General features: G+C 30.2%; 27 protein-coding genes and 1 tRNA gene. 18 read left to right on the top strand and 10 right to left on the bottom strand.

The genetic code is table 11. From position 1 onward, the window contains the following. The first annotated feature begins 57 nt into the window (after positions 1 to 57). A complete protein-coding gene (locus tag AC2I98_RS02035; RefSeq protein ID WP_486412969.1) occupies positions 58 to 1,587 on the top strand; it encodes a SulP family inorganic anion transporter in 1,530 nt (509 codons plus the stop codon). 32 nt (positions 1,588 to 1,619) lie between these two features. Here AC2I98_RS02035 and AC2I98_RS02040 read toward each other — a convergent pair whose 3' ends face one another. Continuing rightward, positions 1,620 to 2,111, bottom strand: coding sequence for a DinB family protein (locus tag AC2I98_RS02040; protein ID WP_486412970.1), 492 nt, complete (start codon positions 2,109 to 2,111; stop codon positions 1,620 to 1,622). A gap of 219 nt (positions 2,112 to 2,330) precedes the next feature. On the opposite strand from AC2I98_RS02040, the gene AC2I98_RS02045 reads away from it, so the two are divergent. The 5 genes from AC2I98_RS02045 to AC2I98_RS02065 all read left to right on the top strand — a co-directional run bounded on the left by AC2I98_RS02045 (position 2,331) and on the right by AC2I98_RS02065 (position 6,706). Beyond that, positions 2,331 to 3,971 carry an AMP-binding protein gene (locus tag AC2I98_RS02045; RefSeq protein WP_486412971.1) on the top strand — a complete coding sequence of 547 codons (1,641 nt, stop codon included), beginning with the start codon at positions 2,331 to 2,333 and terminating at the stop codon, positions 3,969 to 3,971. A gap of 96 nt (positions 3,972 to 4,067) precedes the next feature. Next, positions 4,068 to 5,237, top strand: a complete 1,170-nt coding sequence (locus AC2I98_RS02050; protein WP_486412972.1) for a sigma-54-dependent transcriptional regulator — start codon at positions 4,068 to 4,070, stop codon at positions 5,235 to 5,237. An 81-nt stretch (positions 5,238 to 5,318) separates the two neighbouring features. Next, entirely contained in the window at positions 5,319 to 5,675 is a 357-nt protein-coding gene (locus tag AC2I98_RS02055; RefSeq protein WP_486412973.1) for a hypothetical protein, read from the top strand. Next, complete coding sequence (locus tag AC2I98_RS02060) at positions 5,672 to 6,187, top strand: hypothetical protein (protein ID WP_486412974.1); 516 nt, start codon at positions 5,672 to 5,674, stop codon at positions 6,185 to 6,187. Before AC2I98_RS02055 ends, AC2I98_RS02060 begins: the two co-directional genes overlap by 4 nt. A gap of 54 nt (positions 6,188 to 6,241) precedes the next feature. Beyond that, positions 6,242 to 6,706: a GNAT family N-acetyltransferase gene (locus AC2I98_RS02065; RefSeq protein ID WP_486412975.1), complete on the top strand. Its 465-nt coding sequence runs from the start codon at positions 6,242 to 6,244 to the stop codon at positions 6,704 to 6,706. On the opposite strand, the gene AC2I98_RS02070 is transcribed toward AC2I98_RS02065, so the two are convergent. Continuing rightward, on the bottom strand, positions 6,701 to 7,153 hold the full coding sequence (locus AC2I98_RS02070) for a DUF420 domain-containing protein (RefSeq protein ID WP_486412976.1): 453 nt from the start codon (positions 7,151 to 7,153) through the stop codon (positions 6,701 to 6,703). The two genes, AC2I98_RS02065 and AC2I98_RS02070, sit on opposite strands and share 6 nt — an antisense overlap. Positions 7,154 to 7,286: 133 nt before the next feature. Here AC2I98_RS02070 and AC2I98_RS02075 point away from each other — a divergent pair, with 133 nt between their 5' ends. The 3 genes from AC2I98_RS02075 (at position 7,287) to AC2I98_RS02085 (ending at position 9,030) form a co-directional block, all read left to right on the top strand. Next, positions 7,287 to 8,339, top strand: coding sequence for a sensor histidine kinase (locus AC2I98_RS02075; RefSeq protein WP_486412977.1), 1,053 nt, complete (start codon positions 7,287 to 7,289; stop codon positions 8,337 to 8,339). Then, complete coding sequence (locus AC2I98_RS02080; RefSeq protein ID WP_486412978.1) at positions 8,336 to 8,713, top strand: LytR/AlgR family response regulator transcription factor; 378 nt, start codon at positions 8,336 to 8,338, stop codon at positions 8,711 to 8,713. Before AC2I98_RS02075 ends, AC2I98_RS02080 begins: the two co-directional genes overlap by 4 nt. A gap of 83 nt (positions 8,714 to 8,796) precedes the next feature. Next, positions 8,797 to 9,030 carry a LytTR family transcriptional regulator DNA-binding domain-containing protein gene (locus AC2I98_RS02085; RefSeq protein WP_486412979.1) on the top strand — a complete coding sequence of 78 codons (234 nt, stop codon included), beginning with the start codon at positions 8,797 to 8,799 and terminating at the stop codon, positions 9,028 to 9,030. 27 nt (positions 9,031 to 9,057) lie between these two features. Here AC2I98_RS02085 and AC2I98_RS02090 read toward each other — a convergent pair whose 3' ends face one another. After that, the gene (locus AC2I98_RS02090) at positions 9,058 to 10,107 is read right to left on the bottom strand and encodes a nucleoid-associated protein (RefSeq protein WP_486412980.1); all 1,050 of its coding nucleotides are present in this window, start codon (positions 10,105 to 10,107) and stop codon (positions 9,058 to 9,060) included. Positions 10,108 to 10,336: 229 nt separating this feature from the next. On the opposite strand from AC2I98_RS02090, the gene AC2I98_RS02095 reads away from it, so the two are divergent. Beyond that, the gene (locus AC2I98_RS02095; protein ID WP_486412981.1) at positions 10,337 to 11,206 is read left to right on the top strand and encodes a DUF6515 family protein; all 870 of its coding nucleotides are present in this window, start codon (positions 10,337 to 10,339) and stop codon (positions 11,204 to 11,206) included. A gap of 60 nt (positions 11,207 to 11,266) precedes the next feature. On the opposite strand, the gene AC2I98_RS02100 is transcribed toward AC2I98_RS02095, so the two are convergent. Further along, positions 11,267 to 11,340 (bottom strand) — tRNA-Met (locus AC2I98_RS02100). A 114-nt stretch (positions 11,341 to 11,454) separates the two neighbouring features. Here AC2I98_RS02100 and AC2I98_RS02105 point away from each other — a divergent pair. Both AC2I98_RS02105 and AC2I98_RS02110 read left to right on the top strand, forming a co-directional pair. Next, positions 11,455 to 11,838: an START-like domain-containing protein gene (locus AC2I98_RS02105; protein ID WP_019975947.1), complete on the top strand. Its 384-nt coding sequence runs from the start codon at positions 11,455 to 11,457 to the stop codon at positions 11,836 to 11,838. Positions 11,839 to 11,849: 11 nt separating this feature from the next. Then, positions 11,850 to 12,659: an aminotransferase class IV gene (locus AC2I98_RS02110; protein WP_486412982.1), complete on the top strand. Its 810-nt coding sequence runs from the start codon at positions 11,850 to 11,852 to the stop codon at positions 12,657 to 12,659. A 12-nt stretch (positions 12,660 to 12,671) separates the two neighbouring features. Here AC2I98_RS02110 and AC2I98_RS02115 read toward each other — a convergent pair whose 3' ends face one another. After that, positions 12,672 to 13,223 (bottom strand): YqgE/AlgH family protein, encoded by a 552-nt coding sequence (locus AC2I98_RS02115; protein ID WP_486412983.1) that lies wholly within the window; start codon positions 13,221 to 13,223, stop codon positions 12,672 to 12,674. Between the two features lie 74 nt (positions 13,224 to 13,297). Between AC2I98_RS02115 and pdxH the strand changes: the two genes are divergently transcribed. After that, positions 13,298 to 13,945, top strand: coding sequence for a pyridoxamine 5'-phosphate oxidase (gene pdxH, locus AC2I98_RS02120; RefSeq protein ID WP_486412984.1), 648 nt, complete (start codon positions 13,298 to 13,300; stop codon positions 13,943 to 13,945). Between the two features lie 56 nt (positions 13,946 to 14,001). Here the strand turns inward: pdxH and rocD are convergent, their stop codons facing one another. From rocD to hemW, 3 genes are all read right to left on the bottom strand, one after another. Continuing rightward, positions 14,002 to 15,234, bottom strand: coding sequence for an ornithine--oxo-acid transaminase (rocD, locus tag AC2I98_RS02125; protein WP_486412985.1), 1,233 nt, complete (start codon positions 15,232 to 15,234; stop codon positions 14,002 to 14,004). Positions 15,235 to 15,306: 72 nt separating this feature from the next. Continuing rightward, positions 15,307 to 16,113, bottom strand: a complete 807-nt coding sequence (gene murI, locus AC2I98_RS02130) for a glutamate racemase (RefSeq protein ID WP_486412986.1) — start codon at positions 16,111 to 16,113, stop codon at positions 15,307 to 15,309. Positions 16,114 to 16,130: 17 nt separating this feature from the next. Further along, complete coding sequence (gene hemW / locus AC2I98_RS02135) at positions 16,131 to 17,258, bottom strand: radical SAM family heme chaperone HemW (protein WP_486412987.1); 1,128 nt, start codon at positions 17,256 to 17,258, stop codon at positions 16,131 to 16,133. Positions 17,259 to 17,398: 140 nt separating this feature from the next. On the opposite strand from hemW, the gene AC2I98_RS02140 reads away from it, so the two are divergent. Continuing rightward, positions 17,399 to 17,590, top strand: coding sequence for a cold-shock protein (locus tag AC2I98_RS02140; protein ID WP_486412988.1), 192 nt, complete (start codon positions 17,399 to 17,401; stop codon positions 17,588 to 17,590). Between the two features lie 54 nt (positions 17,591 to 17,644). On the opposite strand, the gene AC2I98_RS02145 is transcribed toward AC2I98_RS02140, so the two are convergent. Beyond that, the gene (locus AC2I98_RS02145; protein WP_486412989.1) at positions 17,645 to 18,187 is read right to left on the bottom strand and encodes a hypothetical protein; all 543 of its coding nucleotides are present in this window, start codon (positions 18,185 to 18,187) and stop codon (positions 17,645 to 17,647) included. Between the two features lie 41 nt (positions 18,188 to 18,228). On the opposite strand from AC2I98_RS02145, the gene AC2I98_RS02150 reads away from it, so the two are divergent. From AC2I98_RS02150 to pepE, 4 genes are all read left to right on the top strand, one after another. Beyond that, positions 18,229 to 18,561: an MGMT family protein gene (locus AC2I98_RS02150; RefSeq protein ID WP_486412990.1), complete on the top strand. Its 333-nt coding sequence runs from the start codon at positions 18,229 to 18,231 to the stop codon at positions 18,559 to 18,561. A 58-nt stretch (positions 18,562 to 18,619) separates the two neighbouring features. Beyond that, positions 18,620 to 19,552 carry an ABC transporter ATP-binding protein gene (locus AC2I98_RS02155; protein WP_486412991.1) on the top strand — a complete coding sequence of 311 codons (933 nt, stop codon included), beginning with the start codon at positions 18,620 to 18,622 and terminating at the stop codon, positions 19,550 to 19,552. Between the two features lie 11 nt (positions 19,553 to 19,563). Further along, positions 19,564 to 20,883, top strand: coding sequence for an ABC transporter permease (locus AC2I98_RS02160; RefSeq protein WP_486412992.1), 1,320 nt, complete (start codon positions 19,564 to 19,566; stop codon positions 20,881 to 20,883). Between the two features lie 68 nt (positions 20,884 to 20,951). Continuing rightward, positions 20,952 to 21,674 (top strand): dipeptidase PepE, encoded by a 723-nt coding sequence (pepE, locus tag AC2I98_RS02165; protein ID WP_486412993.1) that lies wholly within the window; start codon positions 20,952 to 20,954, stop codon positions 21,672 to 21,674. Positions 21,675 to 21,731: 57 nt separating this feature from the next. Here the strand turns inward: pepE and AC2I98_RS02170 are convergent, their stop codons facing one another. Continuing rightward, positions 21,732 to 23,363: a S8 family peptidase gene (locus AC2I98_RS02170; protein ID WP_486412994.1), complete on the bottom strand. Its 1,632-nt coding sequence runs from the start codon at positions 23,361 to 23,363 to the stop codon at positions 21,732 to 21,734. Between the last annotated feature and the right edge of the window lie 5 nt (positions 23,364 to 23,368).

The raw sequence follows: 23,368 nt of genomic DNA on the forward strand, positions 1-23,368 counted from the left end.
TTACTAATTATAGCTGGTTTCAAATGGTTACTTTTGTATCGATTATAATTAAACAAAATGTCTTTTTCTAGCTTTATCAATACCAATCAAAAACTTAATATAAAAAATGAAATTTTAGCAGGGTTAACTGTTGCGATGACAATGATTCCTGAGTCGCTTTCGTTTGCAATTTTAGCAGGTTTATCTCCATTAATCGGATTGTATGGAGCATTTATAATGGGAATTGTAACGGCAATTTTTGGTGGTCGACCAGCTATGGTTTCGGGTGGAGCAGGAGCTACAGTTATTACGTTGATTGCATTAAATGCTACTTATGGTGAACAATACATCTTTGCTGCAGTTTTATTAGCAGGAATTTTTCAAATATTAGTTGGCGTTTTTAAGCTTGGTCGATTTGTTCGTTTAATTCCTCAACCTGTGATGTATGGTTTTTTGAATGGATTAGCTATCGTGATATTTATGTCGCAAATAGAACAATTCAAATCAACTTCTGCAGGAATTTCGGGTTGGCTAACTGGATCTTCACTTTATACAATGCTAGCATTAACATTAATTACAGTTTTAGTTGTTTACTTTTTTCCAAAAATCACAAAAGTAATTCCTGCATCTTTAGTAGCGATTCTGGTTACTTTTTTATTGGTGATAGGTTTTCATATTGATACAAAAACGGTTGGTGATATCGCAAGTATAAAAGGTGAGTTACCAAGTTTTCATATTCCACATGTTCCATTTACTTTAGAAACGTTGAAGATTATTTTACCGTATTCGATTATTATGGGATCGGTAGGTTTGATAGAAACTTTGTTAACGTTGACTTTGGTTGATGAGGTTACAGAAAGTAAAGGTTCTTCTAATAAAGAATGTATGGCACAAGGCGCTGCAAATATTACAAATGGTTTTTTTGGAGGTATGGGAGGATGTGCAATGATTGCACAAACTTTTGTAAATCTAGATGCTGGTTCGCGTTCTCGAATAGGTCCTGCAATTGGAGCAATAACAATCTTAATTATTATTTTAGTTGGAGCACCAATTATCGAGGAAATTCCAATGGCAGCTTTAGTTGGTGTAATGATGATGGTTGCAATTTCTACATTCAAATGGGGATTTTTTAAATTAATTACCAAAATGCCAAAATCAGATATTATTGTTAGTTTATTAGTTGCTGCAATTACAATTGTTTTACACAATCTTGCTTTAGCGGTTTTTGTAGGAGTTATTGTTTCGGCTTTGGTTTTTGCTTGGGATAATGCTAAACGTATTAGAGCAAGGAAATCTATAGACGAAAAAGGTAGAAAAGTTTACGAAATTTATGGTCCTCTTTTCTTTGGATCGACATCAACATTTTTAGAAAAATTTGAAATAAATTCGGATCCAAATGAAATTGTTATCGACATGAAGGAGAGTAGAGTAGTCGATATGAGTGCTATTGAAGCTTTACATACGATAACGGCTAAATATACACAACAAAATAAAAACGTAATTTTACACCACTTAAGTAAGGATTCTATCCGATTATTAGACCAAGCAAAAGGTGTTATAGAAGTCAACATTGAAGAAGATCCTACTTATAATGTAATGCCAAAATAAAATAAAAAAACAGCTTTATAAAGCTGTTTTTTTTATAAATATCGTTCGTTGATCACATTCATGTGATGAATAGCATGTCCAGCCATCACGTAACCTATTTTTTCGACAGAAAATTCTCGATCACCAACTTTACCTATTTTATTTAATGTAAAATCGTCAAAAGATTCGAATTGAAAATAAGTTGCTTTCATCAAATTAGTCCATTCCTTGATCAGTTCCTCAGGTTTACGTTTATCTGCACTAGAAACAGATACATAGGCATTTTCGTCAAAAAAATGAAGTGTTTGTGAATCTTCTCTTGCAATATGTTGTGCTCGAAATGAGAAAATACGTTCGCAATCAATACAATGTTGTATAACTTCTTTTATCGTCCATTTTCCATCAGCATAAGCATAATCCCATTTATCTAATTCAGTTACAATTGTCAATGTTTTTTTGATATCAGCAATACGGGTTTGTAAGGCATCTACAACCTCAATTCCGTCATAGATATTAATATAATTGTCATGATTTATTGTAGTCATTTTCTTGCAATTTTTTTACAATTTAAGCATTATTCAATCGATTTATTTTAAGTATTTGTTAAAATTGTATTTGTTTTTTTTCGAAATTAATTCCGATTTTGATAAAAAAATAGGATTCTTTTAGATATTCAAAATCTAGCTTTTGATTAATTTCTTTTCCAAGAAATCGTTGGTAAGTTTGATTTGGAAACTAATTATAAAAACATAGAACATAAGCAAATGATTTCTAACTTATCATATTCAAGTGGAGCGTCAAAATATCCTCTTTTAGGAGAAACAATCGGAGAAAATTTACGAAATACTGTTGCAAAATATCCTCAACAAGAAGCTTTGGTTTGTGTTGATCAAAATTATAGAGCTACATATACAGAGTTTTATTCTCAAACAGAACAAATTGCAAAATCACTTATTGCAATTGGTTTAAAAAAAGGAGATCGAGTAGGAATTTGGGCTCCAAATCGTGCGGAATGGACATTGTTGCAATATGCAAGTGCTCGTGTAGGAATGATTTTAGTGAATCTAAATCCTGCTTATAGAGAAAATGAACTTGAATTTGTATTAAATCAAGCTGAAATCTCTGCAGTTTTTGCTTCGTTAAGTTTTAAAACGAGCGAATATAAAGTAATGTTGAATAATGTTAATCACAATACACCAACTGTTGAACATATCATTATTTTCGAAGAAAATTGGGAAGATTTCTTAATTAAAGGAGAAACGATTTCTACTTCTGATATTCATCAAATAGAACAATCCGTTCAGTTTGATGATGCTGTTAATATTCAATATACATCTGGTACAACAGGATTTCCAAAAGGAGTTACATTAACGCATCATAATTTATTGAATAATGGTTTTTTTATCGGTATTCGATTAAATTATACACATCGAGATCGCGTTTGTATTCCTGTGCCTTTTTATCATTGTTTCGGAATGGTAATTGGGAATATGGCATGTACATCGCATGGCGCATGTATGGTAATTCCTTCGGATAGTTTTAGTCCGGCAAAAACATTAAATGCGGTAGAAACAGAAAAATGTACGTCACTTTATGGTGTTCCAACTATGTTTATTGCAGAGTTAGAATTACCCAATTTTGATCGATTCGATTTATCATCTTTAAGAACTGGTGTAATGGCTGGTTCACCTTGCCCAATAGAAATTATGAAGAAGGTACAAGCCAAAATGAATATGAAAGAAGTTTCAATTTGCTACGGAATGACAGAAACTTCACCTGTTTCAACACAAACAATTATTGGAACGCCTTTAGAAAAACAAGTTTCTACTGTAGGGACTGTTCAAGATCATTTAGAAATTAAAATTATCGATCCACAAACTGGTGAAATTTTACCACGTGGAATTGCTGGAGAATTCTGTACGAGAGGTTATTCGGTTATGCAAAAATATTGGAATAATCCTGAGGCTACAGCTCAAGTTATTGATGAAAATAATTGGTTGCATACAGGAGATTTAGCAACAATGGATGTAGATGGATACATTAATATTACTGGTAGAATAAAAGATATTATTATTCGAGGAGGTGAAAACATTTCACCAAAAGAAATAGAAGATTTTTTATACGAACATGAAGCTGTTTCTGATATTCAAATAATTGGCGTTCCAAGTATAAAATATGGTGAAGAAGTAATGGCTTGGGTAAAAATAAAAGAAGGTATTACAATTACAGAAGATGAGTTGAAAGAGTATTGCTTATCAATCGCACATTTTAAACGTCCAAAATACTGGAAGTTTGTAACTGAATTTCCGATGACAATTTCAGGAAAAATAAGAAAAATTGAAATGCGAGAAGTTTCAATTAAAGAATTAGGCTTAGAAAATGCACAAAAAGTCAAAACATCCTAAAAAAAGCATTAAAAAGGAATAAAAGTAGACTCAAAAATAATAATTTCAATTATCTTTGAGTCTATTTAATTTAGTATAAAATAAACGATATTAACGATGTCAAATATCTTATTAATTGAAGATGAACAGGCTATTCGTAATGTTTTGAAGAGCATTTTAATGGATGAAAATCCTAAATGGAATGTTGACGAAGCTGAAAACGGAGCTGTTGGGCTTGAAAAAATAAAAGAAAAAGAATACGACTTAATTATAAGTGATATAAAAATGCCTTTGAAAGACGGAATGGAAGTTCTGTCTGAAGCGATGGAATACAATCCCGATTTGACAATGGTTATGATTACAGGTCATGGCGATGTAGATTTGGCTGTAGATGCAATCAAAAAAGGAGCGTATGATTTTATATCAAAACCACCAGATTTAAATAAATTATTGACAACTGTTCGTAATGCATTAGACAGAAAATCTTTGATATCTACGAATAAAGAATTAAAGAAAGAAAATAAAGCTTTAAAGAAAAAAGTTGCAAAAAAATATGAAATGGTGGGTGATGCTCCTGCAATAGCAGAAGTAAAACAAATTATAGATAAAGTAGCTGCAACTGACGCTCGTGTTCTTATTCTTGGTCCAAATGGAACAGGTAAAGAATTGGTTGCACATCATTTACATGAAAAAAGCGAACGAAATACGAAACCTTTAGTTGAAGTAAACTGCGCTGCAATTCCTGCAGAGTTGATAGAAAGTGAGTTGTTTGGACATGTTAAAGGTTCGTTTACAGGAGCTGTTAAAGATAAACAAGGTAAGTTTGAATTAGCTAATGAAGGTACAATTTTCTTAGACGAAATTGGTGATATGAGTCTTTCTGCACAAGCAAAAGTTTTGCGAGCATTGCAGGAAGGAAAAGTTTCCCCAGTAGGATCTGAAAAAGAAATTAATGTAAATGTTCGTGTAATTGCAGCAACAAACAAAGATTTGCGTAAAGAGATTGAAGAAGGTCGTTTTCGTGAAGATTTATACCATCGTTTAGCGGTAATTATTATTAATGTTCCAGCACTTAATGACAGAAAAGATGATATCCCTGCTTTGGTAGAACATTTTGTTGCGGATACATCTAGTCAGAAATCATTTGATAAATCTGCATATGATGCATTAAAAGAATTGGATTGGACAGGGAATATTCGAGAATTAAGAAATGTTGTAGAACGTCTATTGATTTTGGGAGAAGATCCAATTTCGAGAAATGATGTTGAACAATTTGTAAAAAAATAGTCTATTCTCATGAAAAGGATTGGCTTTTTGCTATTAATCTGTAGTCTTATTCTATTTTCTTGTAAAAAAGAAAAAGTAGAAATGGATAAAAGTTCTGATGGATTATCTCATGAAGATGTATTATCATTAGAAAAAAATTCTGTTTTTACGAACGAAACCCTTGTTTATAAAGGTGTTTTTGAAGGAAAATATGATGGAGAAAAAATAGTATTAAAATTGGCTGAAAATCAATTTTCTGTAGAATATAAAGGTCAATCGTATGTAGGAGAATTATTCAAAAAAGATGATGGATCTTTGATGGAAATTGCTCCAAAAAAGAAGAAATTACCTTTTCAGTTTTTACGTTGGTCAGACAATTCAGAAATTATGATTCTGAACGAAGATGGAATGGCAGACGATAAAGGCGAAAATTATTTAACCAGAATTTCAGATAAATGAAAATAAAATACTCATGGATTTTTAGCCTTTTAGCGATTTCATTTTTAGTGAGTTGTAATTCTAATTCAGGCAATAAAAATGAAGAGTTAGGAAACCGTTTTTTCGAAAATTATTCTTCTCGTACCGATTATAAAAAGATGTTATCCTTTTATAATGATAGTTTAATTTACGAAAATGTAGCTCAGTATTCAGGATCATCTACTGTTGAACCACGCTATCTATTAAATGAAATTATTCGTTGGAATGATAAAACGATGCAATATGACAACAATAAGTTAATGCAAGTAAAAGAATTGTTTACAAACGATTCGATGATTATTGCGAATGGAGAATTTTCAGCATATACATATAACGGAATGAAATTTCCTTCGATGAAATTTACAACTTATTTGTATTTGGATAAAAATTCGAAAATTAAAAAACAAGTAGATTGGTTTAATTATCCAATCGAAGATATTATTGAGTTGTATCAATTACAACAAAGTCAACAAAAAATAAAATTAGATCAATAATAATAGATAAATCCAGTTAATTCATTTAACTGGATTTTTTAAAGTTTATAATTTATGATTCGATTAGCTGAAAATCACGATATTCCACAATTAAAAGAAATGATGGTGAAACTATTATCTCATCATGAAGAATTTAATCAATTATATCAACTTGATTTTATACACCAAAACGAAATAAGCCAATTTTTTGAGGATATATTAAATCAAGAAAATATAAACGTTTTCGTTGCAGAAATAGAATCTAATTTAGCAGGATATATAATTTGCTCGAAACATATTCGACCAAATTATTTTAAAATAAAATCAAAAGGGCGAATAGATTCTTTATATGTAAATCCTGCTTATCGTAACCAAAATTTAGCATCTAAATTATTAAAGGAAGCAATAAATTTCTTGAAAGAACAACCTTATATTGAACTTGAATTTACAGTAGAAAACCTATCAGCTAAAGGATTTTGGTTAAAAAAAGGATTCGAGATTCTTAATCAACAATGTGTTTTGAAACAAAAGTTTCTATGAGAAAAAAGCCATGAAACAAACCATCAAAGCAGTTATTCCTGTATAAAAAAGACCTAAAATAACGACATATCCTAATTTTTTATGCAACGAGGAAAAAAATCCAGGTAAATGTTGATTTTTGTGCTTGTTCTTTGATTTGAAAATAGTGTAAGCCCAAATGAAATATGTTAGCACTGCGCCAATTATATGCGACCATAATGTATTATGAAAAAATGTAGTTTCTAAATATGGGCTTTCTTTTACTAAACTTCCTGAACCTCCCGAAAAACGTATCGTTAGTTCTAATAAAATAACTCCAGTCACACAAGCATAAAATAAATTTTTCTGAATTTTTATATGTTGTTTATAATTTCCTTGTTTTGCTAGTTTTACTGCATATAATGCAATAAATGGAGCTAAAATTGATAAGATTAACATGCCATAAACAACAATTTCACTAATTGACATAATGTATAATTTTTGTTCAAATGTAGAAGTATGTCTTGTTGGGTACAATTTTTTTAGACGAATGCTAAAATTTTCACGACGAAAGTTAAACTAACAATAAATCCTTTTTCGTTACTTCGTTAAAAATTTATAGATGAAACAATTTTTTAAAAATCATCCAATTATTTACCATCTTTCTTCTTGGTTTATAATGGCTTTTGTTTTTTTTATAATTTTTCCTTTTACCTATCGTGTTGCTCTACCGAAAGAACACTATATCTATCATGCTATATTGTTGCTGTTTCTAATATTATTTTATTATCTCAATACACGTTTATTATTACCAAAAATAGAATGGAAGAAAAATGGATTTCTTTATGTTTTTACACTAACGATCTTAACTTTTTTTCTATTATTTTTGATGAATCAAATCGAGGAAATTCTTCAACTTAATCTAAAGATTCACCGATTATTACATCCTAATCAAATCAATAATAATAAACAGAATACGTTTTTTATTTCAATATATATATCAATCTTTTGTATCATTGTTTTTGGAGTTGGAACAACTTTACATCTTATAAAAAGTTGGAGAAAGGAAGAAAAAAAGAAACTTATTTTGAATGAACAGAAAACAAAAGCAGAATTGCAAATGTTAAAAGCTCAGATAAATCCTCATTTCTTTTTTAATACGTTAAATACAATTTATTCCTTAACATACTTTGATGTAGAAAAATCTCGTTTTGCGCTTCAAAAAATGGCAAAAATGATGCGTTTTGTACTAAATGAAGAACAAAATGAAAAAGTGCTATTGAATGATGAGGTTGTTTTTATTGAAAATTACATAGAATTAATGCGATTTAGAATTCCAGAAAATGTAAATTTAGTTGTAAACATTCATGTCAAAAAAACGGAGTTATTAATTGCTCCAATGCTTTTATTGACATTTATAGAAAATGCCTTTCAACATGGAATATCTACTTCTAAAGACTGTGAAATTAATTTAAAATTAAAACTTCAAAATTGTATTTTAATCTTGGAAACTAAAAATGAAATCTTTGAAAATAAAAAATTAAATCGTTCTAAGAATGTTGGGGTTTTAAATACGTTAAGACGGTTAGAAATCGTATATCCTTCTCGCTATCAATACGAAGCTTTAGTGAATGAAAAAATATATGAATGTAATTTAAAAATTAATTTGGAATGAGTTTAACTTGTATTGCAGTTGATGATGAGCCTTTAGCTTTGAAATTAATAGAAAATTTCATTCAACTTTCTTCTGATTTAGATTTATTAAAATGCTTTAACTCGGCTCAACTCGCACTACAATTTTTAGAAGAGAATAAAGTAGATAGTATTTTTTTGGATATTGAAATGCCTGAATTAAATGGTGTTGAATTTTCTAAACAATTATCAAAATATAATCCTAATATTTCTATAGTATTTGTTTCAGCTTACAGTAAATATGCAATAGAAGGTTTTAAAGTTTCAGCAACTGATTTTCTGCTAAAACCTTATAGTTTTGAAGATTTTCAATTATCGATAGAAAAAGTAAAACAAAAAAAATACTTGAAAATTTAATTCAACAAAATGATTTTATTTTTATTAAAATAGATGCTAAACAAGTCAAAATTAATCTTTCTTCTATTTTATATATCGAAAGTATGAAAGATTATCTGAAAATTTATACGGATGAAAAATCAACACCGTTTATTCCTTTGATGACTTTGAAAAAGATGAGAGAAATTTTACCTAAAAATTTTATTCAAATCAATCGTTCACAATTAATTAATTTCAATAAAGTAAATTCGTTTGGTAAAAATCAATTAATTATAAGAAAGAAAACGTTTAATTTATCAGAAAAATATAAATCTAATTTCGAAATGTATATTAAATAATAAAGCTCCAAAATAGGAGCTTTCAATTTATTGTTCTGAATTAAAATATACTTTATAATAAAACATTTTCTTTTCTTCATCAAAACCGCGTTCCAAATATTCTTCGGCTGCGTCAGGATTTGTCAAATCTAATTTGATGTTAATTTTTGTATCTAATTTTATTTCACTTTTAATTTTCTTAGATTCTTTCATCAAAGTAGGAACAGAAACCTCAAAAGATTCAACAAATTCTACACGGTTATTTTCGCTGTAATCTTTCTTATATTCTTTGAATTCGTCAATAATTTCAAATGGTTTAAGAACTTCTTCTTCAAAAATTTCGTTGGTTACAACTTCATTCGAATTTAGAACATTAATAGAGTTCGAAATAAATTCTGCTTGTTGTTTTTTATCCGTTTTGTCTAACAAGAAATCATTAGAAAAGTCATTAATCAATTCCATATATTTTTTAGTATGGTAATTGTTGTCTTTTATTAGATCAATTTCTAAGAAATTTTTCTTCCAATATTCCGATTCCACATTTTTATCATCGATAGAATAAACTCGGAAACCTTCGTCACGATAAGCATCAAGAATAAGACAAGCTTTGTCAATTCCTTCTAACTTATAACCCTTCCAAATGTTATAATCTAATCCTTTTGATTCGTCAAAACGCAAGAATTTCTTCTTGTTTTCTAATTTATAAATTCCAATTCCACGGCAAGGAATTCCATCAAACATCATATTTTCGAAAAGTGTGATAAAAACTTCACCACTTTTAATTTGCGGATGCAATGACTTTTCATATAAATGACTTAATACTTCTTGCGAAAAATCAATAAAATCAATCTCTTCATCAAACATTTGTTTGCATTGATTATACAAAACATTAAATTCTAATTTATCTGTATAATGTGTAAAGCGATTAATTTCGAGTGTTTTTTTGAATGGACTTAGTAAAAAAGGAACTAATTGTTCTTCTTTCGATTCGTCATATTCAAGTGTTTTATCGGCAAAAATATTGGCTTCTTCACGTACTTTATGTCCTACTTTTTGTAAACTGATAAAGGCGATATAAGCATTTTTAACGTCAATCATTGTTTTAATTTCTTATAAAACAAAAGTAATGAATTCAAAAATCAATACAAACCTTGTCAGGAATAAAATATTTAACAAAATTGTCAAACAAAATTGTAAAATTAAAATCTTGATTATGAATTTGTTATAAATTATTTTGATAATAATCGATTTTTTTTGAGATAAAATTTATAATTATGGCACGGAAATAGTATTAGGATAGGTATCTTAATTTATAAAAGGTTAGATGATGAAAAAAATTAGATTTACACTTTTAGGAGTAGCTTTTACAGCCATGTTAGCTGTTGGTGTAAATGCTCAAGATAGAGGTCAAAGAGGTGGTGAGAGAGGTTCTTCTTCAAGAGAAGTATCAAGAAGTCAAGGAAATGGACGCTCTGAGGTGGCTAGAAATGAGAATAGAACTAGTCGTATAGAAGGAAATAGAACAGAGAGAATAGATCGAGGAAATAATAATAACGATTCATGGAAAAATACAAGTTCTAGAACAAATCGTGTTGAGAGTACGAGAATAGATAGAAATAATACTGCCGTTATTGGAAGTAGACCAAGTTCTAATAGAGATAGTAATAATAGTAGAAATAACAGAGAGAATAGTCAAGGAAACCAAGGCAATCGATCTGAGAGTTTAAGAAACAGAGATTTTTATAATAATCCTGTTCGTATTAATTCAAGTTCTAGTAATTATAGAGGAAATCGTCCGGTATCAAATGTTAATGTAAAAAATTATCATAAATATAATTACAACAATTATAATTTCTACGGAAACAATGGTATTTATTATCGCCCTTATAATAGTGGTTATGTAAGATATATGCCATATGTAGGATTTAGAATTAATATTTTACCAGTCGGTTATGTGACAATTAATATTGGTAATCGTAATCCATATTATTTCTACGAAGGAGTTTATTATAGCCCAAATAGAAATTATTATGAAGTGGTTCAAGCCCCAATCGGTGCTATTGTATACGCTTTACCAGCGGGTTATGAAAGAGTAGATTATGATGGAGAATACTTGTATGAATTTGGAGGAGTATTGTACCAAAAAATTTATAACAGAGGATCAAGAGCTTATCAAGTTGTAGGTTATTTAGATTAGTATAGGTTTTAGTAGTTAATGTAAAAGCCCAAACATGTTTATGTTTGGGCTTTTCTATTGTAGCGAAGAGCAGAATCGAACTGCCGACCTCAGGGTTATGAATCCTGCGCTCTAACCATCTGAGCTACCTCGCCGAATTTTAATTTTTGCAAAGGTAAAATTTTTTAGATTTTATAACAAAACTTATTTTGATTTTCTTTGGTAGATACAATTCATTTTATATCTTGCGACTTCAATAAAATAGAATTATGCCAAAAAAGAAATATCAAGTAGAATTTTCAATTAAGTCTTCACCGTCTTTGCTATATAACTATATTTCAAACCCTTCTGGTTTATCGGAATGGTTTGCAGATAACGTAAATTCTCGTGGAGAAAAATATACTTTTATTTGGGATGGACACGAAGAATCTGCGTTTTTGATGAAATCGAAGCAAGATAGTTATGTTCGTTTTCAATGGGAGTATGATGAAGACACAAAATATTTCTTCGAATTGACAATTGTAGAGGACGATTTAACAAATGATGTTTCATTAGTTATCACAGATTTTGCTGATGAAGATGAAGTAGAAGAATCAAAACAATTGTGGGAAAGTCAAATTGAAGATCTTAAAAAAATCTTAGGATCTGTTTAAAATCTATTATTTTGAAAATTAACTTAGGTGGCGTTATTGTAGATCAAGCAAATGCAGAAGTAAGTACTCAGAACAGAGCTTTTCGAAATGGTGACGCTGTAAAAGAAATTTTACGATTTGTAAATGGTGAAATAGTTGATTGGGAAGATCATTATTTCAATTTAATGGCTTCTATGCGTATTTACCGCATGAATATTCCATTAGATTTTACACCAGAATTTTTTCAAGAACAAATCAATTTATTAGCAGAAGCAAATCAAACTAAATCAGGGAAAGTAGAATTTTTTGCTTTCAGAAATGAGGAAGAAGATTATTTAAAAGCATCAATCAATTATTTGATTTCAATCGAAAACAGTAATCAAGATTGGGAGTTTTTGGAAAACGAAAACGAGATTGATGTTTACAAAGATTATGCGATTAATACAGCTTTTTATTCACTTGTGAATACCTATCGTCCAGAAGAAAATATAGCAGAAATTTATCGTTTAGAAAATGATTATGCTGATATTATTCTTTTAAATGCGAACAAAAAAATGGCACGTTCTTTACGAGGAAATATTTTTGTGGTAAATGGAGAAACGATTCGTACACCGAAGAAAGAGGAAGGTGTAATAACAAGTGTTTTAAGAAATAACTTTATTACAAAGATTAATAAATCTGAAGAATTTAAAGTAGAAGAATCAGAGATTTTTCCTTTCGAAATTCAGAAAGCAGAAGAAGTTTTTGTTTTGATAGATGGAGTTGGAATTTTACCAATTACCAAAAATCGCAAAAAAGAATACACTTCAGATAAAACAAAATCGATTTTTAAGTATTTGTAAATCTTTAATCGATTAATTCATAGAAGGATCAGCGGGGGTGTTCAACCAAATTAAGTTATCACCTCCAAGCTGTTTCATCAAGTTTTTCCATAAATCAGCATCCCAAGGCTCAAAAATATCAAAATTTAAATCAGTTACAGTCCAAGAATTATTTTTTAGTTCGTTTGTAATTTGTTTCGGTGCCCAACCACAGTATCCAATGAAAAATTTTATTTCATGATCTGTTATTAAATTTTGATTGACTGCATCACGAACATCTTCATATACACCAGACCAATACAATTTGTCTGAAATTTTTTCACTATTTCTTATCAAATCAGGTCGCTTATGAATGTAGTAAATATTTTCTTTATCAACTGGACCACCTTCAAAAACGATTGAGCCCGATTCTATTTCAGAAACAAAAATACTAATTGGTATATGAGAAGAATGATTAATAATAAAGCCAATACTTCCAGATTCTAAGTGTTCTGTAATTAAAATAACACTTCGCTGAAAAATATCGTTACTTAATGTCGGTTTAGCGACCAAAATAGCTCCTTTTTTTATACTTTTGATAGACATTTTGTTTCGGTTTTATTGCGTAAAATCTTAACGAAATATAAGATTAGCTGTTTAAAAATATAAAATAATCATTAATGAAACAAGATTTAAGTTATAAAAGAAAAGTTTACGAAAAACAGTCGATGAATTTTGATTCGTTAAGAGAAAATCCTATCGAACAATTTAGAGATTGGTTTTTGCTAGCAGAAGAATCTGATGGAGTAGATGAAGCGAATGCAATGTCTGTTGCAACTGTTGGTGAAGATGGTTTTCCAAGAACTCGAGTTGTTTTATTGAAAAGATATACAGACGAAGGTTTTATTTTTTACACCAATTACAACAGTCAAAAAGGAAAGGCTTTATTAGAAAATCCGAAAGTGTGTTTATCTTTTTTCTGGCCTTTTTTAGAAAGACAGATTATAATAAAAGGTGTTGCTGAGAAAACTTCGGATAATAATTCTGATGGTTATTTCGAAACGCGTCCACGTAGTAGTCAATTAGGCGCTTGGATTTCTGCTCAAAGTTCTGTGATTGATGAGCATCAAGATTTAGCTGCAGAAGAATTGGAGTTAGAAAAAAAATACGAAGGAAAGGAAATTCCTCGACCAGCACATTGGGGAGGTTTTTTAATTCGACCAACTGAAATTGAGTTTTGGCAAGGACGCCCAAGTCGATTACATGATAGGGTTCGTTATGTGTTGCAAGAAGATTTTGATTGGAAAAAAGAGCGTTTAGCTCCTTAAAATATAACAAAAGCCTCTAATTAAGAGGCTTTTGTTTATATGAATTGTATAGTTAATTATTTAGAAAACTCTTCTGCAGTTTTACGAATAATCGCTAAACATTCGTGCAATTGTTCTTCGTTCATCACAAGAGGAGGAGCGAAACGAATGATGTTTCCGTGTGTAGGTTTGGCTAATAATCCGTTATCTTTCATCGCTACACAGAAATTCCATGCAGTTTCAGATTCTGGAGTATCGTTAATTAAAATTGCATTTAATAAACCTTTTCCACGAACCGATTTGAATAAAGGGAATTCTTCTGCCATTTTAGTGATTTCAGCTCTAAAAATTTGACCTAATTTTTCAGAATTATCAGCTAACTTTTCGTCTAGAACAACTTTTAAAGCCTCCATAGCTACTGCTGCAGCTAACGGATTTCCTCCATAAGTAGAACCATGTTGTCCTGGTTTGATTACATTCATCACTTCGTCATTTGCTAAAACTGCAGATACTGGATAAGCTCCTCCTGAAACAGCTTTACCTAAAATCAAGACATCAGCATTAATATTTTCGTGATCGATAGCTAACATTTTACCTGTACGCGCAATTCCTGTTTGAATTTCGTCAGCAATAAATAAAACATTGTGTTGTTTACATAACTCTTCACAAGCTTTTAAATATCCATCAGAAGGTACATTAACACCAGCTTCTCCTTGAATAGGCTCTACCAAGAATCCACAAATTTTATCAGCTTTTTTCTCTAATAATTGTTTCAATGCATCAACATCGTTGTATTCTACGGCTTCGAATCCACTTGTATATGGATTGAAATTTTTTCGTGCATCTTCATCATTCGAAAAAGAAATAATAGTTGTTGTACGTCCATGGAAATTGTCTTTACAAACAACAATAATTGCTTCACCAGCAGCAATTCCTTTCTTTTCATAACCCCATTTACGAGCTATTTTTAAAGCAGTTTCTACCGCTTCAGCTCCCGTATTCATTGGTAATACTTTTTCGAAACCAAATAATTCTGTGATAAATTTTTCGTATTCTCCTAATTCAGCATTGTAAAAAGCACGAGAAGTTAACGTTAATTTTTCTGCTTGCTCTTTTAATCGATTAATAATACGAGGATGACAATGTCCTTGATTTACAGCTGAATAAGCAGATAAAAAATCGAAATATTTTTTTCCATCAACATCCCAAACGTAAACGCCTTCACCTTTTTCCAATACAACTGGAAGCGGATGATAGTTGTGCGCTCCGTATTTTTCTTCTAATGCAATTAATTCTGATGATTTTTCCATGAATTGATTTGTTTTTGCTTGTTTGTAATCTATATTATTATAAAAAAACCGACATATAATGGTCGGCTCTATTTAATTTTCTAAATTTTTTTCAATTAATTGAATGTCTTTTCCAAAGAATTTTTTTGCAACTTTCGTTATATTATCTGTATGTACAGAAATATAAAATGTATAGGTTGCATTTACCTCTTTGCATGCCAATTTACCTTCTTTTGCTAATTGATAAATCACTTGATTTACGACAATTAAAGGAGAATTTACAATGTCAACTTTTCCTTCTAGTATATGATTGATTTCTTTTTCAAGATGTGTGTAATGTGTACAACCTAATATTAAAGAATCAATTCCCTCTAATTTTTTGTTTAGCAAATAAGTTTCTAAAACAGCTTTTGAAATAATTGAATTTGAAAAACCTTCTTCTATTACAGGGACTAGTAGAGGAGTTGACATTTCGACAACATTAATATGTTTATTACGACGACGAATTGCCTTTTTGTAAGCGGCAGAATTTACTGTAGCTTTCGTAGCAATAACACCAATTTTTTCTCTTAATTCGAAAGAAACTTTTTCCGCAACAGGTGAAATAACATCGATAATAGGAATATCTTTTCCAGCAGCTTCCCTAATTTCTTTCAATGAATTAGCTGTTGCAGAATTACATGCAACTAAAATCGCTTTACAATTATTTTGTATTAAAAAATTCGTAATGTCTACCGAAAATCGTGTAATCGCTTCTTTTGATTTTTCTCCGTAAGGTAAATTTTGAGTGTCACCAAAATAGATTAAACTTTCGTTTGGAAGCAGACGTTTTATTTCTTTTGCAAACGTCAAACCACCAACACCAGAGTCGAAAACACCAATTGGTCTGTTATCATTCATATCGCAAATTTAACAAATTAATCGATGTAAAATAACCTTGAAGCAATTCCATCTGCGAAAAATTTTGATTCTGGTTTCAAAATGATTTTATTTTCTTGTTGTTCAACAAGATTTTCATTTAGTAATTGATTAAGTTCATGATGAAATAAATCAATTAATGGTTGTGAAAATTCTGAATTAATTCGTTGTAAATCTATTCCATAAATTGTTCTTAATCCAATCATTATCATTTCATTAAATTGTTCTACTTCATTTAAAACTTCAATCTCTTGTGGTAGATTGTTTTGTCGAATGTTTTGTATGTATTTAGAATTATTAGCAATATTCCAAGCGCGCGATTTCCCGTTATATGAATGTGCAGATGGTCCAATTCCTAAATAATGAATTCCTTTCCAATAATTTGAATTGTGAAGCGAAAAGTAATTCTCTTTTCCAAAATTAGATATTTCGTATTGTATAAAGTTATTTGAAGTTAATGTATCAACTAACAATTGAAATTGTTCATTTTGACGATCTTCATCAACAGGTTTTGTGATTCCTTTTTTAATTTGATGATCCAAAATGGTTTTTTCTTCGACTGTCAACGCATAAGAAGAAATATGTGGAATATTTAAATTAATTGCTTTTCGTAAATTTTGCATCCACATTTCGTTTGTCGTTGTTGAGGATCCATAAATCAAATCAATGGTAATGTTTTCGAAACCAAAATCTTGTACCATTTTTATCGAATTTTCTGCTTCTTGTGCATTATGTGCTCGATTCATTAATTTCAAATCTTCTTCAAAAAAAGATTGTACACCAATAGAAAAACGGTTGATTGGCGTTGATTTTAAGAAATTAAGTTTTTCTTTGTTCAAATCATCTGGATTAGCTTCGAGCGTAATTTCTTTTAAATTTTGGGTAGAATAATTTTTATAAATTGTTTCGAAAATGCTTTCTAATTCTATTTCTGATAGAATAGAAGGAGTTCCTCCTCCAAAATAAATCGTTTCTAACGGTTGAGTTATTTCATTTTTTCTTATTTCAAGTTCTTTATTAATTGCCTCAACTAATATAGATTTATTCTGAAGATTTGTTGAAAAATGAAAGTCGCAATAACTACATTTCTGCTTACAAAAGGGGATATGAATATAGATTCCTGCCAAAATTTTTAATTATAGTAACAAAATTAGGCTGAATATATAATCTAAAAAAATGCATTTTTAAAAAACTGAAAAAAAATATTTAAAATTAGTATTGGTTTTGTAAATAAAACTTTTATCTTTATCAACGAAAATATAATACTATGAATAAAGGAACTGTAAAATTCTTTAATGAAGAAAAAGGATACGGATTTATTAAAGATGACGAATCAGGAAAAGAGTACTTCGTACACGTTTCTGGTTTGGCAGACAAAGTAGCTCAAAATGATAAAGTGTCATTTGACTTAGAACAAGGAAAAAAAGGTGTCAACGCCGTTAATGTGAAAGTAATCTAATTAATATATTATCTCAACATATTTCTTGTAAAGCGACCGGATTGGTCGCTTTTTTTATTTCAATTCATCACTATTTTCATAAAATTCTGCGTCATTAAGCAAAGTATTTACAAAATGATAAAGTCTTCCCAATTGAAATTTAGCCAATTGATGTCCGTATAAACTTGCTAAATATGTTCCTAAGCCAAGTAATAAAGCTATTGGAATACTCCAAATCCATACACTTTTTCCTTGAACTATATATTCGGATATAGCATAACATCCCAATGTCAAAATGATTGCGCAGCTTAAACCATATAAAAAAGCAAAAAATGTCCAAATACTCGGTTTTGGACCAATTATTCCTCTTACAACCAAATACTCTGGATGATCTTCATCTTCTTCTATTCGAATTTGTAATTGAGGATGCCAATATTTGTCTTTATCTTTCCGAACACGAATCATAGCAACTTCTTCGTTTGCATATCCACCATATTCTTGTGAATTTTCTTGTAAATGTTTTTTGATTAATTCGATAAATTCTGGCTTCGAAAGATGGGTATATACTTTAAAACGTGGTCGGCTTAAAAGCGATTTAATTGGAACTTTTTGGCTCATATTCTATTACTTTCTTTAAATTTACAACAAATGTTTAGATTATGACAAAAATCATTTCTGATACTTACGAGAAAATTTACGCAATCGTTCGTGAAATTCCAGAAGGAAGAGTCTCTACCTATGGTTTGATAGCCAAATATATCGGAGAAAAATTTTCTGCTCGTGTAGTTGGTTATGCTATGAAACACGCACATAATCGAGAAGATGTACCTGCTCATCGTGTTGTAAATAGGAATGGTCAATTGACAGGAAAGCATCATTTTAATCCTTCTACTTTAATGCAACAACTGTTAGAAAACGAAGGAATAGTAATTATAGATGATAAAGTAGTTAATTTTAAAGAAATTGTTTGGGATCCGAACGAATCTCATTAAAATCTGTAACGAAATCTACTTTCTTCTTACTAATTTTACAAATCAAATGATATAGAAAATGGAATTTTTATTGCAAGCCGAAGGTTTAACAAGAAAATATAAAGATAAAGTTGCTCTTAATAATTTTAGTATCAACATTCCACAGGGATCTATTTATGGACTTTTGGGACCAAATGGTGCAGGAAAAACAACTTTTATTCGTATTGTAAACCAAATTACTGCTCCTGATAGTGGTACAATTTTACTAAATGGAGAACCTTTGACAAAAAAATCAATTGGACAAGTTGGTTATATGCCAGAGGAGCGTGGTTTATACAAAAATATGAAAGTTGGTGAACAAGCACTTTATTTTGCTAAACTAAAAGGACTTTCTTCTGCTGAGGCAAAAAAACGAACTGAATATTGGTTTGAGAAACTTGGAATGATGTCTTGGTGGAACAAAAAATTGAGTGAGTTATCGAAAGGAATGGGGCAAAAAGTTCAGTTTGTTATTACTGTTATTCACAATCCATCTTTGCTAATTTTTGATGAGCCATTTAGTGGTTTTGATCCTGTAAACGCTCAGATTATTGCAAATGAAATTCTTGAATTGAGAGATCAAGGAACGACGATTATTTTTTCGACACATCGTATGGAATCTGTAGAAGAAATGTGTGATCATGTAGCTTTAATTAATCAATCAAATAAAGTATTGGACGGAACGATAGAAGAAGTTCGTAATCAATTCAAAACAGGGAAATTTGCAATTCAATTAGATGAAATCCATTCTGATTATCTTCAAAATTTAGCAAATGAATTTGATATTTCTGATATCAGAAATATCAATCAGCGAACAGAGTTTAATCTTTTGTACAATAAAGAAACTCCGACAAATGAAATTTTGCAAAAATTAATGCAAATTGGTCAGGTACATCAATTTCAAGAAATTATTCCTTCGATGAACGATGTGTTTTTAGAAGCTGTTAAACAAAGTTCAAATCCTAATTTTTAAGCTAATTATTCATGAAAAATATATTTTTAGTTGCACAACGTGAATTTTTTTCACAAGTTAAAAACAAAGCCTTCATTATTATGACCTTTCTTTCTCCTTTGTTGATTGTTGGAGCAGGAGCGGTGATTTTTTTCTTGAGTTCTGCAAATAATTCAGAAGTAAAAAATATTGCGATTGTTGATGAAAGTTCAGAGTTTGTAACTTCATTTAAATCATCGAAACAAATGATGTTCAGTATTTATACACCTCAAGAATTAAAAGCGATAAAAGATACGTTGAAAGGGAGTGAATACTTGAATGCGATACTTCATATCCCAAAAAATTCGGATGGAAATTATCAGAATATAGAAAAAAATACAGAATTAATTACCAACGGAAATCTTGGAATTACTGACCGTGAAAAACTTTCGAGAACAATAAGTGATAAAATTGAAAAAGAAAAACAAGCAAAATTAGGTATTGATAAAAATGCTTTAGAAGCTTCAAAATCTCGCGTAAACTTAAATGTTTTCAACGTAACAGATGGAAAAGAAGACAAAGGAATGGAGCTGAAAATAGGATTAGCAATGTTTTTAACGTATATCATATTTATGTTTGTGATGATATATGGTGTAAAAGTTATGCGTTCTGTTGTTGAAGAAAAAAATAATAGAGTAGTTGAAATTATTATTTCTTCAGTAAAACCCTTCGAATTGATGATGGGAAAAATCCTTGGAACAACAATGGTTGCCGTAACTCAATTTGCAATTTGGATTGGTATGACTATGACGCTATTACTTGCTTTTCCAGCGATTGCAGCTTCTAGAATGGATATGTCGCAACAAATGATGAATCAGGCTCAATTAGCAGAATCTAATCCTGATATGATGCAAAAAGTAACTGAAATTAGTGAAGTTTTGTTGACCTTTAATTATCCATTAATCATCTTTGTATTTATAGCTTATTTCATTTTAGGATATTTATTTTATAGTTCTGTTTTCGCTGCAATTGGTTCTGCAGTAGATAATGATACAGACACGCAACAATTTACATATTTTCCGTTAGTGCCAATGATGATTGGTCTTTATGGAAGTATGACTACGTTCGAAAATCCAGATGGTCCAGTTGCTTTTTGGTTATCGATGATTCCATTGACTTCGCCTATCTCAATGATTACAAGAATTCCATTCGATGTTCCAATTTGGCAATTAGCATTATCTCTATTCTTATTGTTAATTAGTACAATATTTATGGTTTATATGGCTGGAAAAATTTATCGAATTGGGATTTTAATTTATGGTAAAAAACCTACTGTAAAGGAAATGATAAAATGGATTAATTATAAGAATTAAGAATAAAACCGAAGTAGAATGCTTCGGTTTTTTCTTTTTCACTTACTTTTGATATAAAATACGACAAGATGATAAATTCAAATGATAGATTATTAGTGATTAGTACAAGTACGATTCACGGTTATAGTTTTTTAGAATATATAAAAGATGAAATTAAAGAATTTATAAATTCAGATGAAATTGTTTTTGTGCCTTATGCTAGACCTTCTGGAATTAACTATGATGATTATACACAAAATGTAAAAGAAGCTTTAGAAACTGTTGGGATTTCTGTAAAAGGATTGCATACTTTTGAGAATAAAAAAGAAGCAATTTTACAAGCTAAAGCAATTTTTATTGGTGGAGGAAATACATTTTTATTGCTTAAAACCTTGTATGAACTTGGTTTGGTAGGGGAGTTGAGAAAAGCAGTTCATAATGGAACGCCATACATTGGTACAAGTGCAGGAAGTAATTTAACTGGTTTGACGATTGGGACAACGAATGATATGCCTATTGTATATCCACCTAGTTTTGATGCGTTACAATTTTTGCCATTTAATATAAACCCTCATTATTTAGATCCAGATCCAAATTCTACGCATAAAGGAGAAACGAGAGAAACACGTATCAATGAATTTCATAAGTTTAATCATCAAGTTGTTGTTGGTTTGCGAGAAGGAAGTTGGCTGAGAGTAGAGAAAGGAATAGTGGAACTTAAAGGTAAATTATCTGCCCGAATTTTTAGACAAAATGAATCTCCAATTGAAATTGAACCAGGAATTTTGAAAGAAGAAATCTATACAATATAAAATAAATCCTCAACTTAATAGTTGAGGATTTATTTTATATATAAAGTAGCATTAAATTTATTTCAATTTCTTAGCGATATACATTTTTTCTGCTAATTGTACAGCTTTGTATGCATCAACAACACCTCCTGTAAGAGAAATGTCAGCTAAAGCAGGATTTTTATTTACAGATTCTAACAAAATTTGTTTGATATCTGTAGCAGTTAATTTTGGATAATGAGCCCAAACTAACGCTGCAACACCAGCTACAACTGGAGAAGCCATAGAAGTCCCACTTTCGTTTTTATATTCTCCTTCTTTATTTGGTACGGTAGAATAGATATCATTTCCTGGTGCAAAAACATCTACAGATTTTTTACCAAAATTCGAGAAACTCGCTTTTAAGTTGTTATTATCTATTGTATTTGCTCCAACAGTAATGACATTCTTAGCTACTTCAGTTCCTTTTTCATCATATACAGTAGGAAAGTGGATTTCATCATCAATATTTACATTTTCGTTTCCAGCTGCTTTAATCAATAAAAGACCTTTTTTCTCTGCATATTTAAATGCATCCCAAACAATTTGTTTATCTGGAGAATAAGCTTTTCCAAAAGACATATTCAAGATCTTAGCACCATTATCAGCTGCATAGCGAATAGCATTTGCAACGTCTTTATCGCGTTCGTCTCCATTTGGAACTGTACGAACTGACATAATTTTTACATAACCATTTCCTGCAATACCATCTATTCCGATTCCATTTCCTGCTTTTGCAGCAATAATTCCTGAAACGTGAGTACCATGTGTAGAATCAGGACCATCAACATCATTGTTTCCGTAGATACGTTCAGATTTATCTGCATAATTATCTCCAACAATTGGACGAGGATCTAATTCTGTATTCAAGTTGATTTCTACTTGTTCTTTGTAGTATTTTGCACCTTCAGAAATTTCACTTCCAACTTCTGTTAAGAAATCTTTCATCGATTTTCCTTCCCAAGCTTCTTTTGGAACCATTCCGAAAATAATCATTCCTTGTTGTGCTTCTTTAGATTTTGGTTGAAAAGACATCATGTTTTTTTCATTCAATTCTTTTTCTCCCCATTCTTTAATTAAAGCAGGAAATGCAACTTTAAAAACATCGTCCATTTGTACATATTGAGCTGCATTTTGCTTGGCTTCGGCTAATTTATTCTCAAACTCAAGTTTTATTTTTTGATATTCTTCAAATTCTTTTGGGAATTTCGTTTTGTTAGAAGCTGCATCTTTACTTTTCTCAAATAAATCGCGGTATTTTACAAAAAGACGTGTTAATTCTAATGTGTCTCCATCAACATTTTTACCATCCTTTCCACCGATAAAATTCCAACCATGTACATCATCTATATAACCATTTTTATCATCATCTTTTCCGTTTCCAGCTATTTCTTTCGCATTTGTCCAAATATTATCTTTTAAATCTGGATGCGTAATTTCAACTCCAGAGTCTAAAACTCCTACAATTAATTGAGATGGCTTACGTTTTTTTGATTCTAAATATTGAAGTGCTTTTTGAGTATTTACTCCATATACACCACTTTCTTCAAGAGAAGCATGTTGCCAAAATTTTTGATCAACCTTTGGTAATGGCAATGTAGTTGTTTCTTGTGCGAATGATGCTATGCCAAAAAACATGGCAACAGATATACTTAATAAGAATTTTTTCATAATTA

This window comes from Empedobacter sp. EJD.6dd (assembly GCF_057369435.1).